The organism is Streptococcus sp. STR1/CE/0325 (genome assembly GCF_055386095.1).
In genome coordinates this window covers 220,704-234,593 of sequence record NZ_AP045018.1, presented here as the reverse complement: position 1 = coordinate 234,593, position 13,890 = coordinate 220,704, and the positions used below count along the sequence as shown (strand labels likewise).

Sequence of the window (13,890 nt, the reverse complement as noted above, 5' to 3'; positions counted from 1 at the left end):
TATTATAGTGGATTTTTGATTTTTTTTCAATGATTGACCCCTAAGAGAAAGTCACAAAAGAAACTTGACGCCAGGAACTTTTTAGTGTAAAATAGTAAGAGTTATGGCGGTATAGCCAAGTGGTAAGGCACGGCTCTGCAAAAGCTTGATCGTCGGTTCAAATCCGTCTACCGCCTTTCTTTATAACCTGTTTATCACAAAAAGCCCTGAACATGAGGGCTTTTTGTTTTTTCTATTTCTGTATCAGGGGAGTTTTGGGGCGAAAAACTGTCGGAGTAGGGTTCCATGCTTGGCTTATAAACTGCGACAATCTCTCCTACTTCTAAAATACAAAAAAGACACCCTCTTGGATGCCTCACTGGATATAATCCTCCTCTGTGATGTTTTTTAAACGATCAACGTAGTTGAAAAAAGTAGAGAATTTAAATCGTTTGGGATCAGATAATTTATTCTGATCGTTATGCTCATAAGCCCAATTGAAATCAATAATAGCTTTGACCAATTTATTGATGATAGCTTTATCATTGTCCATGATTTTATAATAATCTTCTATCCGACGCAGTCTAAACTGTGTATGAATAAGGTAACGCTCATCTTCCAAAATCAAGGCTTTGCCAATATCCAGTCCTTCTACAAACCCTAGACGTTGGCTATCCCTCAATTTGTATTTTAACTGATATTTTTTAGGGATATAGGAACGCAAAGGAATTAAAAATTTCAGCCCCTGCAATATGACGAGAACAACTGCAAATCCTCTCCCTTTATCCAAAACTTTTCGCTTGAAAGCATCATAATCCATAGCTTGAATGAGATGATAATCTTGGCACATTTGAAGATTGATTTGCCCTAATACAATTTTCTTACTTTTCAATTGAACCTACCTAATAAAAAATCTCGCTAAAAAAGCGAGACGCATTTCCAATGGGATACTTCTGTTAACGAGCGCGTCCCTCCGCCCCCTCATTGCCAAACGGCTAGATGTTTTACGACGAACTGAGTCGGGATATGAAAGGAGGTTTATTCTTTCGTTTTTATCCAAAGTTATTATCTCACATCTCCTCCTCCGTGTCAAATATCCCCCTCATCAAACCTAAAAAATATGATATCATAAAAGCCAGCACTAACAGACCACCTATGAAGAGAGGTGAGTTAGCTATGTTCCAATGAATCCTCAAAACGATCATCGGACTAATTGTGGTCGGTATTATCCTAAAAGTTGTTGATAAATGGCTAAGTAAAGACAAATAGTATCAACAAAGCCTCCTTGCTTACAACAGCAAGGAGGCTTTGTTCGTCATAAATCATGGCGATTATACTTCAATTCGTCATCAAAAAGTCAAAGGGAATTACCAAATCATGACCCGTTTATCTTTAGCTCGCCACATGCCGTCTCCTTCTTTGACATCAAAAGTTTCATAAAACTCATCAAAGTTAGGCACTTGGACATTGACGCGCAATTTTGCTGGGGCATGGACATCCACGGTTGCGATGAGTTGCATGAACTCATCACGTCCTTTCATGCGCCAGATGCGGGCATAGTTGGTAAAGAAGGCTTCTGGTGAATAGTCCTCCTCCATCTTGGCTGCTTCAAGAGCGGCAGCAAGCCCTCCTAGGTCAGCGACATTTTCAGAAACGGTGAGCTTGCCACTAACTCTAGCTCCGTGTGACTCTAGACCATCAAACTGAGCGACGACTTGATCGGTCTTTTCTTGAAAGGCGGTATAATCCTTCTTGGTCCACCAATCCTTGAGGCTACCGTATTCGTCAAAGGATGCCCCATTGGTATCAAAAGCATGGGAAATCTCATGGGCAATGACAGCACCAATTCCGCCATAATTTTCAGAAGCAGACTGCTCAATCGAGTAGAATGGAACTTGTAAGATTGCAGCTGGAAAGACAATTTGGTTTTGTTGTGGATCATAGTAAGCGTTGACCATGTGGGCTGGCATATGCCACTCGCTACGGTCAACAGGTTGATTCCACTTACTCCAAGCATGAGCGATGGCAATCTTAGCTAACGCTGCTGCATTTTCAACCAAGGAGAGGTTCTCATCAATGCGTTTTTGGGCATAAGTCTCTGGCAATTTTTCAGGATAACCAATATGGGCAACGATAGTATCTAACTTCAAAATCGCTTGATTGATGGTCGCTTTTTCTAACCATGTATTGGTAGAAAGGCGTTCCTTATACACGCCAATCATCTGCTTGACCTTATTTTCAACGTCTGCTTTAGCTTCTTTAGAGAATTTTTGCCCAGCATACCAAAGACCAAGTGCTTGATTATAGGGACCTTGCGCCAAACGGTAAGCTGCTTTTTCCTTACTGATGGCTTCTGGAATACCAGATAGCGCCCTGCCATAAGCCCCCGCCAAGATACGAACCTCATCCGTCAAATAGCTAGTCCATTGTGTGCTTGCCCCCATGACCAAATCAGCTTTTAGAGCCTCCCAGTTTTGGGCACTAAAGTAGTCCTTGGCAAACTCCGTCCAAAAACGCAAGTCTTGCACAATCATCTGATCAGGTACTTGCCCCAAAATTTGCATCATGATGTCATCTAGGGGCAACTCAGGAACCAAGGCCTTGAAGTCCTCCCAAGCATAAGGGTGATAGTTTTTAACATACTCCGACTGCTCTTCGCTAGATAAGACATGCTTGGCAAGGCGATCGTCCAGCGCAATCACTTTTTCAAGACTGGTCGCAATCTCATCGTCTTGCCAGCCGAGTGCTTTAAGAAGAGCTGTTTGTGTCTCTTGAAATAGCACTAGGAGTTCTTGCCCTTTTTCAGCATTTTCTCCATCATGGTAATAAGAGGTATCTGGTAAAATCAAGCCCGGTGAGCCCGCCCACAAGACATTGAGTCTTGCATTCTTAAAATCAGGCGAGATCGAAAACGGCAATAAATTGGGTTTACCTGCCAAGTCATACTCAGCCATTTTTTGCGTAAAGGCCTCAAAAGAGTCGAGCGCTTCATACTCTGCTTTTAACTCAAGAGCTGGCGCAATTCCTACAGCATCACGGGTTTCCCAGTCTGCTACCAAGCGGTGGTATTTGACAAACTCTTGTAAGATCGGATCGTTTGGCAAGTCTTCTCCCTTTAGCCAAGCTCCTGTTGTTTCTAACATCAGGGTCTCAATCTCGCGGTCAATCTCATAAAAACCACCGGTCGCTGGCTTATCCTCTGGAATCACGGCATCCTTAATCCAGTCACCATTGATAGCGGCATAAAAATCATCCTGTAAACGTACCATAGCAGGCCTCCTTTTCGTCTTACTCTCCATTATAGCAGAAAATAAGAGAAGAAGATAGCACATCTACCAGACTTTTCTGATATAAGCTTTTAGTTTGCTTTTCGAACGAGGAAACTCACAGCAAGACATAACTGAGGTTAGGCAAGATGAGTTGACAAAGTCATAAAAAGAAAGGCTATTTCTCAAAACCTATCCTCACTTTATTTAACGACAATATCTCCTATCTTGCTTGTAGTGGTAAGATTTTGCCCTTCTTTGCTATCTTTGAGACGCGGGGCTAGGCTGACATCACCAGCAGTGCTGTTCGCCTTAATTTTAGCTGTTTCTCCTTTTCTAAAAGTGATATGAGTATCTCCCCTCTCATTTTCCACTGAGAGGTCTCCTTTTAGAGCGAGATTTGAGAGTTCAATATCACCATCTTTGGTCTTAATTTGACCACTTTCTACGCCTTTAGGTAGGGAGATGCTACCTGAACTACTGGTGATATTGGCTTTTTGTATATTTCCCATAACAACCAAGTCCCCATCACCCATTTTAGCTGTGATTTGACCAAAAGATTTGCCCTCTACCCAACTATCTTCACTGGTGCTAAGCTCTAAATCTAGCGCAGACACTTCTTGTGGCACCTCAATCGTTATCTGATAAAAAGGGAGTCTATCCCACTTTAGTAAGGCAATCAAGGGGAAAAAGTCTGAAAATGAGCCGTTGTCAACTTGAAGTTGGGGATTTTCTTCAATAAGGAGTGTGCCTCTGTCATCTTCTCTGACAAAGACAGGGTTACTATATTCTCGACCAGCATAAGCCAACACATGAAAGGCGTTATCCTTGGAGGGTCTAATGACGACACCTTCCTTTTGACCGTTGACCTTAATCTTGTTAATATTATGCAACTGCGTGGCAGGTCGGGTGTAAACCTCGTTTTTTAAATTATAGGCTTGCTCAATTTGATCCAGACCTTTTTTTCCTCCCATCATGGCAAGTAAAATACCGACAAGAAGAGACAAACCACCTACCAAAGCCACTACCTGTATCCAATTCTTCTTTTTCATGCCAATTCCTTTCGTTGATTGATCCATCTGACTAAAGCCAAAACCAAGTATCTTCCTCCTCTAAAGAGATAAATACTGACAACAAAGAGCAAAAGACCCAGCCCCATAGCTGAAAAACCAAGACCCAAGCCAAGACTAATGGCTGAAAGTCCTGCCCCCAAGAGGTCAAAGACCACCTCGACCATGAGGGAAATCCCTACCAAAACCCCAGAAAAACCGAGAATAAAAAGAGTAAGGTCAAAGACTGCAAGGAGAAATAAGGTAGTCAAAAAGAGGATTAGCACCACAAAGGCCAAAGGAATAGCTAGAGGAGCTGCAAAAATGCCAAGCAAACTCAACCAAACAATTTGACCAACCGTGTACTCCTTGGATTGCCCCTTGCTTTGAATCAAGTTCTGCAAGACCGTATAGGCTGCCTCCTTGGGACTGCCAAGCTCTTGCATCAAGTCTGCTTCACCATCTGGTCCTACCTCGTCAAACAACTCAGTAAAATAGTCCATGGCTTCTTCATAATCCTCACTGGGTAATTTTTTCAAATACCGGCGAAGTTGTCCTAAATATTCTGTGCGTGTCATTTTCTAATCCTCCCTGCAATAATACCGTCTATGGTCGTGGTATAAGTCGCCCATTCTTGCTCCAAAAAGGTCAACTGTTCCACTCCTTCTTCTGTGATATGGTAATACTTGCGTTTTCTTCCTTGGTACTCTCCCGAATAGGTCGAAAGATAGCCAGCCTGCTCTAACTTTTTTAGGATGGGGTAGAGCGTTGACTCCTTGATGCTTGCGACCAATTTGATGGTTTGACTAATCTCATAACCATAAGAATCTTGCTCTTTCACCATAGCCAAGATGAGAAATTCGATCACCGTGGATGAGGTTGGAAAATACATGTCCTCACCTCCTTGTTATATATAATTATTTTATATATAAATTATATACCCATTCTAAGACCTTGTCAAGAAGGAAAATAAAAAAATCAGCCGCTTGACTGATTTTCAAGAAATCGTCCTTGCCCTTTGCCTTTAGGATGAGAACATACATCCCAGATAGCACTGAAGTGGGGCAAGATGAGTTAACAAAGTCATAAAAGATAAGCAACAAAAACTATAAGGCGCTTGCTACCTGTCTTTTTAGCTCTGGCAGCACATCTGTTTCAAACCAAGGATTCTGACGCATCCACAAGAGATTGCGAGGCGACGGATGAGGAAGAGGGAAATATATAGGGAGAGCCACTTGATAATTTCTCACGCGCTGGGTGAGTGTTTCGCCCTTGCCCAAATAATGCTCCACCGAATAGCGTCCAATCAGAATAGTCAGCCGAACATTTGGCAACTCCTCTAAAAAAAGAGGGTGCCATTTCTCGGCAAAGCCCTTTCTAGGAGGCAGATCACCAGATTTTCCCTTGCCCGGAAAGTAGAAATCCATAGGTAGAATAGCGATTTTTTGCTCATCATAAAAGGTCGCTAAATCAATCCCCATCCAGTCTCGCAGACGATCCCCACTCTTGTCCATAAAGGGCAAGCCCTTTGCTTCGGTCACCCTTCCAGGTGCCTGACCAATCAGCAAAATCCGAGCTGCCGCAGATGCTTGATAGATGGGCGCAATCCCGCGCTCAGTATAAGACTGGTTCATGGCATCAGCCATGATAGCCGTTTTTAAATCAAATAAGGACATGACGTATCCTCCTTTAAATCATCATTACAAGTAAGAAAGGCTGGTCACATCTCGTCTAACCTTAACTCAAAGGATATTCTCGTTTGTGAAAATGACTCTATCACCTAGCCTTTACATCTAAGACAAAGACGAATGGGCTACGACCAATCGTCTGATTTGCTGATTTACCCTAGGTCGCTCCAACAAATCCTTTCACGCCACTTAACTCGTCTTCTTTCCATATTAGCACAAACCAGTCCTGCGTCAACCTCTTTTGACCAAAACAGCACTAAAACCAGCCAAAAAATTTTTTTAGCTGGTTTTTTTCTTAGTTTACATAAAGGGCAAGCGTTTCATAAGGGCGTAGGGTGATGGTTTCACCAAGTTTTACATCAGCATAGTTGCCGATGAGGACTTGCCCTTTTTGATAGGTGTGTTCTAGTGGTAGTTCGACGGTTTTGCCGTAGAAGTTATTGAGCACAAGGAGTTTTTCCCCCTGCCACTCTCGCTCAAAGGCATAGACACTATCGCTGTCTTTGTAAGCGCCCTTGTAGCTGCCTTCTGAGATGAGTGGATAGTCCTTACGCAGTTGGATGAGCTTTTGATAGAAGGGGAAAATCTTACCTGATTTTTCCTTCTCAACATTGATGCTCTCATAGCTTTTACCCACCTTGAGCCAAGGTGTCCCTGTGGTAAAACCAGAATGCTCGGTCGCATCCCACTGCATAGGAGTTCTCGAGTTATCACGAGATTTAGCGGTAATCATCTGAAAGGCAGCTTCATCAGAGTAACCTTGGGCTGTAAGGCTAGCATAAGCATTAAGGCTTTCCACATCCACATAGTCAGCCATGCTGTCATAGTCAGGATCTAACATCCCGATTTCTTCTCCCATGTAAACATAAGGCGTACCTCGAGAGAGATGGATAGAGGCTGCTAGCATGGTCGCGCCTTCCTCACGGAAGTTTTTGACATCGATAAAGCGGTTAAGCGCCCGCGGTTGGTCATGGTTATTGTAAAAGAGGGCATTCCAACCATTGCCAAGACTCATCTCCTCCCCCCAAGTATGGAAGAGGCGCTTGAGTTCTTCAAAGTCAAAGGGCATGATGCTCCATTTTTGCCCATCCTTATAATCCACTTTTAGATGGTGGAAGTTAAAGGCCATAGACAACTCCTTGCGCTCAGGAGCGGTGTAAAGGATACAGTTTTCAATAGTAGTGGCACTCATCTCACCAACTGTCATGACATCAGGGTCTTGACCAAAGCTGACTTGATTGAGCTCGTGCAGATACTCATGAGTAATGGGGCGGTCAGTATATTCTGGCTTACCGTCATTGACTGGATTATCCTTTAAGACCTCGTCTTTACCGATGAGGTTAATCACATCAAAACGAAAGCCCCTAACGCCCTTGTCCCGCCAGAAGTTGACTACCTTTGTCAACTCTGCACGCACATGAGGGTTGCGCCAGTTGAGATCAGCTTGGCTGACATCAAAGAGATGGAGATAGTACTTACCGGTATCTCCAAAAGGTGCCCAAGCATTTCCCCCGAATTTGGATACCCAGTCTGTTGGCTCATCTCTTAGGATAAAGAAATCTTGATAATAGGGATCGCCCGCCAAGGCTTTTTGGAACCACTCGTGTTCGGTTGAGCAGTGGTTGAGCACCATGTCTAACATGATACCGATACCGTGGGATTTAGCCGTTTCCACCAAATCTTCAAAATCTGCCATGGTGCCAAACAAGGGATTGACAGCCGTGTAATCTGAAACGTCATAGCCGTTATCCCGCTGTGGGCTAGGGTAAAAAGGATTGAGCCAAATCATCTCAATACCTAGCTCTTCTAGGTAAGGGAGCTTGTCAATAATTCCTCTTAAATCACCAATCCCGTTTCCTGTGGTGTCTTTAAAAGATTTGGGGTAGATTTGATAAACAACAGATTGTTTCCGAAATGCCATAATTTCTCCTCTTTTATCTTGCTTTTTGATAAGGAAAGAGGCTAGGACTTAGGGTCTTTCGCCTCCTTTTTATTATTCAACGTTTAAGAGTTCATCGCCTCGTTTGATGTCACGAGAGACTTCTCCCATCACATCCACTTGATGATCTTGGCTAGTGATGACAAGAGGTGTCTCGGTTGGATAACCTGCCTCTGTAATCACGTCCATGTCAAAGCTGATGAGCTTGTCACCTGCCTTGACAGTATCGCCTTGCTTGACATGGGCGCTAAAGCCCTTGCCCTCTAAGTTTACGGTATCCATACCGATGTGCATGAGGAGCTCAAGACCACCTTTAGCTGTCAAGCCAATCGCATGATGCGTTGGGAAAAGAACGGTGACCACACCGTCCACTGGAGCGACCAACTCGCCTTCACTTGGCTGGATGAGAACACCTTGTCCCATCACGCCTTGGGCAAAGACTGGGTCAGTTGCTGCTGATAGCGGTTTTAGCTCTCCTGTCAAGGGGCTAAGCAGAGTGTGAGGGACAGCTTCTTTTTCTTCAGTAACGGTCACGACTTCTGTTAGACTTGGTTCTGCATCTGCTTGCAGGCTATCTTCTTCCTTGGTCAAGATGCCTGCTTTTCTAAAGAAGACAGTTAGGGCAAAGGGCACCACAATCGCCACAATCATAATGAGCGCAAAGATGCCCATATATTTGGCGTTGATAGAAAGAATACCAGGAAGACCGCCGATACCAATGGAGTTGGCTTGGACATTAAAGGTCGTTGACAAGAGACCTGCAAGACCAGATCCAATCATTCCAGCGACAAATGGATAAACGTACTTGACATTGACCCCAAAAAGGGCTGGCTCAGTAACACCGAGATAAGCTGAGATGGCTGCTGGCATAGAGATTTCAGCTTTTTTCTCATCCTTACGGTTCATCCAGTAGTAAGCAAGGACGGCTGAACCTTGAGCAATATTAGAAAGGGCAATCATCGGCCAAAGACCAGTAGTATGCGTTGCGGTATCCGCAATGAGCTGCGTGTCGATAGCATTGGTCATGTGGTGAAGACCTGTGATAACAAATGGCGCATAAAGAGCACCAAAGATCGCGCCAAAGAGCCACTTAACAGGACCCGTCAAACCAGCCAAGACAACAGTTGAAAGACCACGTCCAATTGTCCAACCAAGAGGACCTAAGATGGTATGCGCTAGGATAAGGGCTGGAATCAAGGACAAGAAAGGAACAAAAATCATTGAAATCACTTCAGGAATCCGTTTTCTCCAGAAGATTTCAAGATAAGAGAGGGACAAACCAGCAAGAAGGGCTGGAATGACTTGGGCTTGGTAACCGATACGGTTAACAGTAAAGAAACCAAAATCCCAAACCCAGTTTTTAGCAATCTCAGAAGCAGGCGTTCCTGCTACGGCGTAGGCATTGAGGAGCTGTGGTGATACCAAACAAATCCCAAGCACAATCCCTAAGATTTGGCTAGTCCCCATCTTACGGGTTACTGACCAAGTGATACCGACTGGAAGGAAGTGGAAAATCGCCTCACCCGGTAGCCAGAGGAAATGATTGACCCCACTCCAGAATTTGGACACATCGACAATGGTATTCCAGACTGGCTCACCTTGAGCGTTGACTTGCTTGACACCGTCAACAATCTTTTGACCCAGCCATTCCATCTGAACGCCTTCTAAAAGGTTTCTAAAGCCAAGGATCAAACCACCGACAATAATGGCTGGAATAATCGGAGTAAAGATCTCAGCCAACATGGTCATGACCTTTTGGATTGGATTTTGATTGCTTTTCGCTGCAGCTTTAGCAGCTTCTTTTGATACCCCTTCAATTCCTGAAACAGCGGTAAAGTCATTGTAGAAAATCGGTACATCATTACCGATAATAACTTGGAACTGACCAGCATTGGTAAAGGTTCCCTTAACGGCAGGAATAGCCTCAATAGCTTTGACATCTGCCTTCTTATCGTCTGCTAGAACAAAACGCATGCGGGTGGCACAGTGCGTGACCGCATTGATATTGTCCTTACCACCAATGGCATCTAACAAACGACCTGCTTCATTTTCAAATTTTCCCATAATCGTTTTTCCTTGTTTTGTATTATAATCATCTGCTAGCGGATTACCCTTATAGTGTAATCGATTGCAGACTTGTCTGCAACTTATTTGTTTAAAAAAGCCTATTTTTTTGGTAAAATAAAGTCACTTGTCTGATTAAAAACCTACAAGGAGACTGAAAAGAATTAATGAAAAAATATGAAATCATTTTCTCTGACTTAGAAAAAGCCATTTTAGAAGGACGCTACCCTCACCACTCTTATCTACCTAGCGAGGTCAAGCTCTGCCAGCACTACCAAGTCAGTCGCGATACCGTCCGCAAGGCCCTAGCTAAATTGGTCGAGGCTGGTCTTGTCGAAAAACATCAAGGTCAAGAGACCAGAGTCTTGGCGCCTCACCGCATTGACTTTCCCGTATCGGCACTCACCAGCTACCAAGAGTTGGTCAAAGAACAAGGTCTCCACTCCAAGACCAATGTCATCGCCCTTGACAAACTCATTATCGATCAAAGTCTGCATCAGCTAACCGGCTTTCCTCTAAAAACCTTGGTCTATCGGGTCACTAGACAACGTGTAGTGGACGGCATTGCTTCTGTCCTTGACATTGACTACCTCGATAAGCGCTATGTTCCCCACCTGAGTCGAGAAATCGCCGAGAAGTCGATTTACGCATATCTGGAAGGTGACTTGGGGCTTCACATCGCCTACGCTAGAAAAGAAATCTCCATCAGCAAAGTCACTGAAACAGACAAGCTCCTGCTCGATCTAGGGGCTGATCGTCATGTGGTGCAGATTTCTTCCAAGGTTTATCTCGAAAATGAGCAACAATTCCAGTTCACCGAAAGCCGTCACAAGCTGGATAAGTTCCGCTTTGTAGATTTTGCCAGACGCTAACAGAGCTTGCGTTTCAATCAGTTGACCTTTGCGCAAAAAAGCGTAAAATATGAAGTATCAAAAATAGAAAGTAGGACCTCCTATGATTGAAATCGTTTATCTGGATGACACCAAACAAGAAAAGACCATCACCTATGACAGTTATGCAGATTTTGAGCGCGCTCAATTCGCCTGCCTTGTTGCAGTTGCTGATTACTACAAAGTCACTCACCTGCGCTACAAGGGGCATGAACTGGACTACCATGATAACTTTGGCAATGTCTTTTTCTTCCTTTCCAAACAAGACCTAAATCAGTACGATGAACTAGAAAATCGATAAGCCCAAAAGCTTATCGATTTTTTGTGTCTAATAAAATGGTAACCGGTCCATCATTGACGAGAGCGACTTGCATATCCGCCCCAAATTCACCCGTTTGAACAGGGATAGACTGGGCTAAGAGCTGATTAAAGTCCTCATACAAAGCCTTTGCCAAGGCTGGCTGAGCTGCCCCTGTAAAGGCTGGGCGGTTTCCTTTTTTAGTCTCGGCAAACAAGGTAAACTGAGAAATAGACAAAATCTCGCCTTGACGCTCTAAAACAGAGCGATTCATCTTTCCCGCCTCATCGGCAAAAATACGCATGTTGAGAATTTTTCTTGCAGCATAGTCCAAGTCTTCTCTCGTATCAAGAGGATCAATCCCCACTAGGAGCAACAAACCCGCTGCTATTTGCCCCTTGATGTGTCCCTCAATGCTCACACTGGCTGAGCTAACCCGTTGTAAAATGACTCGCATAGCATCACCCATTGGTCCGCTTGACGCTATACACGTCAGGGACGACCTTAATCTTATCCACCACTGTGGTTAAAGCAGACAAATCAGGGATGGAAAAGCTCACATGGATATTGACAAACTTGGTATCCTTGGTGGACTGAGCATTGACCGAAGCAATGCTCTTGGTTTGATTGGAGAGGATTTGTAGGACATCGTTCAAAAGACCACTCCGGTTGAGACCGTAGATGTCGATGTCTGCCACATAGTCCGTGTGGGTATCTTTCATGTCCCACTCGACTTCAATCAAGCGCTCATTGTAGCCCTCTTGCCCCTTGATATTGTTACAATCCGCACGGTGAATAGCCACCCCACGTCCTTTGGTGATGTAGCCTTCAATCTTGTCCCCAGGGACAGGGTTACAACATTTGGCAAGCCGCATGAGCAGACCACTAGCCCCTTGGATGATGACCCCATTTTCACTTCTGATCTTGAGGGTATCTTTTTTCTCTTGCTTAATCTCACCGCCATTGACCAGCTCATCGGCTTCTGCCTTGGCTCTGGCACGCTCTTCTTCCTTTCGTTCTTTTTCGGTTAGTTTATTGACAATGCTAGTCGCACTGAGCTCACCAAAACCAATCGCTGCATAGAGGGCTTCCTCTGTTTTTACGCTAAGTTTTGGCAAAATCGCTTCAATATGTTTTTTATCTAAAAACTTATTGGGCACATAGCCTTGCTCTTGCAGGCTGCTCACCAAAAGATCACGCCCCTTAGTGACACATAGCTCTCGGTCTTGATTTTTAAAGAACTGACGAATCTTGTTTCTAGCCTTATTGGTTTTGACAATCTTGATCCAATCTCGACTCGGACCAAAAGAATTGCTGTTGGTGATGATTTCGACCACATCACCTGTTTTGAGTTTGGCCGTCAACGGCACCATGCGACCATTGACCTTGGCACCCGTCGCTTTTTCGCCCACTTGAGTATGAATTGCGTAAGCAAAATCAATGGGACCAGAATCTTTTGGCAACTCTTGCACCGCCCCATTTGGGGTAAAGACATAGATGCGCTCGGTAAAGATGTCCTCTTTTACCGAATCGACAAATTCCTTAGCATCACCATTTGACTCATTTTGCAACTCGACCAACTCCTTGATCCAGTTCATCCCAAGAGCAGACTCTTTGCTATCCACCTTACCTTTGATGCCTTTTTTATAAGCCCAGTGAGCCGCCACCCCATACTCAGCAACCTCGTGCATTTCCTTGGTCCTGATTTGGATCTCAATAGGCCCCTTTGGACCATAGACTGTGGTGTGGATAGACTGATACCCATTGGCCTTTGGCGCAGCAATATAATCCTTGAACCGCCCTGGCATAGGACGCCACAACTCATGAATATAGCCGACCATAGCATAAACATCAATGGGCGTATCCATGATACAACGAATGGCGATTAAGTCATAAATTTGGTCAAAGCGCTTTTTCTTATCCCGCATCTTGCGATAAATAGAGTAAATATGCTTGGGCCTACCATAGACATCACCGTAGAGCCCTTGCTCCTCCGTATAGGACTTGATTTTACCAACAATCTCATCGACTAACTCTTCACGCTCCTTGCGCTTTTCTTTCATCATGCGGGAAATCTTGTAAAATTCCACCTCATCTAAATAGCGAAAAGCCATGTCTTCGAGTTCCCACTTGATGCGACTGATCCCCAAACGATGCGCCAAGGGAGCATAGATTTCCATCGTCTCACGTGAGATACGCTCTTGCTTGTCCTTACGAAGATGTTTGAGCGTGCGCATATTATGGAGCCGATCAGCCAGCTTGACCAAAATCACCCGAATATCCTTAGACATAGCCATCAGCATCTTCTGGTGATTTTCCGCCAACTGCTCTTCATGAGATTTGTACTCGACCTTACCGAGCTTGGTCACCCCATCGATGATATTGCGCACATCTTTTCCAAAATCAAACTCCAAATCATCCAAGGTGATGTCAGTGTCTTCCACCACATCATGCAAAAAACCACATGCCACCGTCACCGCATCCAACTGCAACTTGGCTAGAATTCCCGCCACTTGGATGGGATGAATGATATAAGGCTCTCCAGATTTTCGAAATTGTCCTGTATGAGCCGCAACTGCATACTGCATGGCTTTTTCGACAAAAGCCACATCCGATTCACTCAAATAAGTGGCTGTTAAATCCACTACCTCTTGACCTGTTAGATTGACTTCCTTTGACATTCGATTTCCTCTGCTTTTTACTATTGTTCTCTTTTA

At 44.3% G+C, this 13,890-nt stretch carries 13 protein-coding genes and 1 tRNA gene; 4 read left to right on the top strand and 10 right to left on the bottom strand.

Annotation, left to right across the window (positions count from 1 at the left end; all coding sequences use genetic code 11):
- Window positions 1–105: 105 nt before the first annotated feature.
- Window positions 106–176 (top strand) — tRNA-Cys (locus ACZ49W_RS01165).
- 179 nt (window positions 177–355) lie between these two features.
- Here the strand turns inward: ACZ49W_RS01165 and ACZ49W_RS01160 are convergent.
- Window positions 356–871 carry a hypothetical protein gene (locus ACZ49W_RS01160; RefSeq protein WP_464813517.1) on the bottom strand — a complete coding sequence of 172 codons (516 nt, stop codon included), beginning with the start codon at window positions 869–871 and terminating at the stop codon, window positions 356–358.
- 296 nt (window positions 872–1,167) lie between these two features.
- On the opposite strand from ACZ49W_RS01160, the gene ACZ49W_RS01155 reads away from it, so the two are divergent.
- Entirely contained in the window at window positions 1,168–1,248 is an 81-nt protein-coding gene (locus ACZ49W_RS01155) for a type I toxin-antitoxin system Fst family toxin (RefSeq protein WP_464814937.1), read from the top strand.
- Between the two features lie 98 nt (window positions 1,249–1,346).
- Here the strand turns inward: ACZ49W_RS01155 and ACZ49W_RS01150 are convergent, their stop codons facing one another.
- From ACZ49W_RS01150 to treP, 7 genes are all read right to left on the bottom strand, one after another.
- Window positions 1,347–3,248 (bottom strand): M13-type metalloendopeptidase, encoded by a 1,902-nt coding sequence (locus ACZ49W_RS01150; protein WP_464813516.1) that lies wholly within the window; start codon window positions 3,246–3,248, stop codon window positions 1,347–1,349.
- 200 nt (window positions 3,249–3,448) lie between these two features.
- Window positions 3,449–4,297 (bottom strand): DUF4097 family beta strand repeat-containing protein, encoded by an 849-nt coding sequence (locus ACZ49W_RS01145; RefSeq protein WP_464813515.1) that lies wholly within the window; start codon window positions 4,295–4,297, stop codon window positions 3,449–3,451.
- Entirely contained in the window at window positions 4,294–4,872 is a 579-nt protein-coding gene (locus ACZ49W_RS01140) for a DUF1700 domain-containing protein (RefSeq protein ID WP_464813514.1), read from the bottom strand. Before ACZ49W_RS01140 ends, ACZ49W_RS01145 begins: the two co-directional genes overlap by 4 nt.
- A complete protein-coding gene (locus tag ACZ49W_RS01135; RefSeq protein WP_464813513.1) occupies window positions 4,869–5,186 on the bottom strand; it encodes a PadR family transcriptional regulator in 318 nt (105 codons plus the stop codon). Before ACZ49W_RS01135 ends, ACZ49W_RS01140 begins: the two co-directional genes overlap by 4 nt.
- Before the next feature lie 214 nt (window positions 5,187–5,400).
- Window positions 5,401–5,970: a uracil-DNA glycosylase family protein gene (locus ACZ49W_RS01130; protein ID WP_464813512.1), complete on the bottom strand. Its 570-nt coding sequence runs from the start codon at window positions 5,968–5,970 to the stop codon at window positions 5,401–5,403.
- Between the two features lie 307 nt (window positions 5,971–6,277).
- A complete protein-coding gene (treC, locus tag ACZ49W_RS01125) occupies window positions 6,278–7,903 on the bottom strand; it encodes an alpha,alpha-phosphotrehalase (protein WP_464813511.1) in 1,626 nt (541 codons plus the stop codon).
- 72 nt (window positions 7,904–7,975) lie between these two features.
- Window positions 7,976–9,985, bottom strand: a complete 2,010-nt coding sequence (treP, locus tag ACZ49W_RS01120; protein ID WP_464813510.1) for a PTS system trehalose-specific EIIBC component — start codon at window positions 9,983–9,985, stop codon at window positions 7,976–7,978.
- Between the two features lie 167 nt (window positions 9,986–10,152).
- Here treP and treR point away from each other — a divergent pair, with 167 nt between their 5' ends.
- On the top strand, window positions 10,153–10,857 hold the full coding sequence (treR, locus tag ACZ49W_RS01115; RefSeq protein ID WP_464813509.1) for a trehalose operon repressor: 705 nt from the start codon (window positions 10,153–10,155) through the stop codon (window positions 10,855–10,857).
- A gap of 82 nt (window positions 10,858–10,939) precedes the next feature.
- On the top strand, window positions 10,940–11,176 hold the full coding sequence (locus tag ACZ49W_RS01110; RefSeq protein ID WP_464813508.1) for a DUF4649 family protein: 237 nt from the start codon (window positions 10,940–10,942) through the stop codon (window positions 11,174–11,176).
- Between the two features lie 10 nt (window positions 11,177–11,186).
- Here the strand turns inward: ACZ49W_RS01110 and dtd are convergent, their stop codons facing one another.
- Together dtd and ACZ49W_RS01100 are read right to left on the bottom strand one after the other, a co-directional pair.
- A complete protein-coding gene (gene dtd, locus ACZ49W_RS01105) occupies window positions 11,187–11,630 on the bottom strand; it encodes a D-aminoacyl-tRNA deacylase (protein ID WP_464813507.1) in 444 nt (147 codons plus the stop codon).
- A gap of 4 nt (window positions 11,631–11,634) precedes the next feature.
- A complete protein-coding gene (locus tag ACZ49W_RS01100) occupies window positions 11,635–13,854 on the bottom strand; it encodes a RelA/SpoT family protein (RefSeq protein ID WP_464813506.1) in 2,220 nt (739 codons plus the stop codon).
- Window positions 13,855–13,890 lie beyond the last annotated feature (36 nt).

Coding starts and splice junctions, on each gene's coding strand:
- ACZ49W_RS01135 (WP_464813513.1), bottom strand. CDS start 5,186: ATGTATTTTCCAACCTCATCCACGGTGATCGAATTTCTCATCTTGGCT.
- ACZ49W_RS01110 (WP_464813508.1), top strand. CDS start 10,940: ATGATTGAAATCGTTTATCTGGATGACACCAAACAAGAAAAGACCATC.
- treR (WP_464813509.1), top strand. CDS start 10,153: ATGAAAAAATATGAAATCATTTTCTCTGACTTAGAAAAAGCCATTTTA.
- ACZ49W_RS01130 (WP_464813512.1), bottom strand. CDS start 5,970: ATGTCCTTATTTGATTTAAAAACGGCTATCATGGCTGATGCCATGAAC.
- ACZ49W_RS01145 (WP_464813515.1), bottom strand. CDS start 4,297: ATGAAAAAGAAGAATTGGATACAGGTAGTGGCTTTGGTAGGTGGTTTG.
- ACZ49W_RS01100 (WP_464813506.1), bottom strand. CDS start 13,854: ATGTCAAAGGAAGTCAATCTAACAGGTCAAGAGGTAGTGGATTTAACA.
- dtd (WP_464813507.1), bottom strand. CDS start 11,630: ATGCGAGTCATTTTACAACGGGTTAGCTCAGCCAGTGTGAGCATTGAG.
- ACZ49W_RS01150 (WP_464813516.1), bottom strand. CDS start 3,248: ATGGTACGTTTACAGGATGATTTTTATGCCGCTATCAATGGTGACTGG.
- treC (WP_464813511.1), bottom strand. CDS start 7,903: ATGGCATTTCGGAAACAATCTGTTGTTTATCAAATCTACCCCAAATCT.
- treP (WP_464813510.1), bottom strand. CDS start 9,985: ATGGGAAAATTTGAAAATGAAGCAGGTCGTTTGTTAGATGCCATTGGT.
- ACZ49W_RS01140 (WP_464813514.1), bottom strand. CDS start 4,872: ATGACACGCACAGAATATTTAGGACAACTTCGCCGGTATTTGAAAAAA.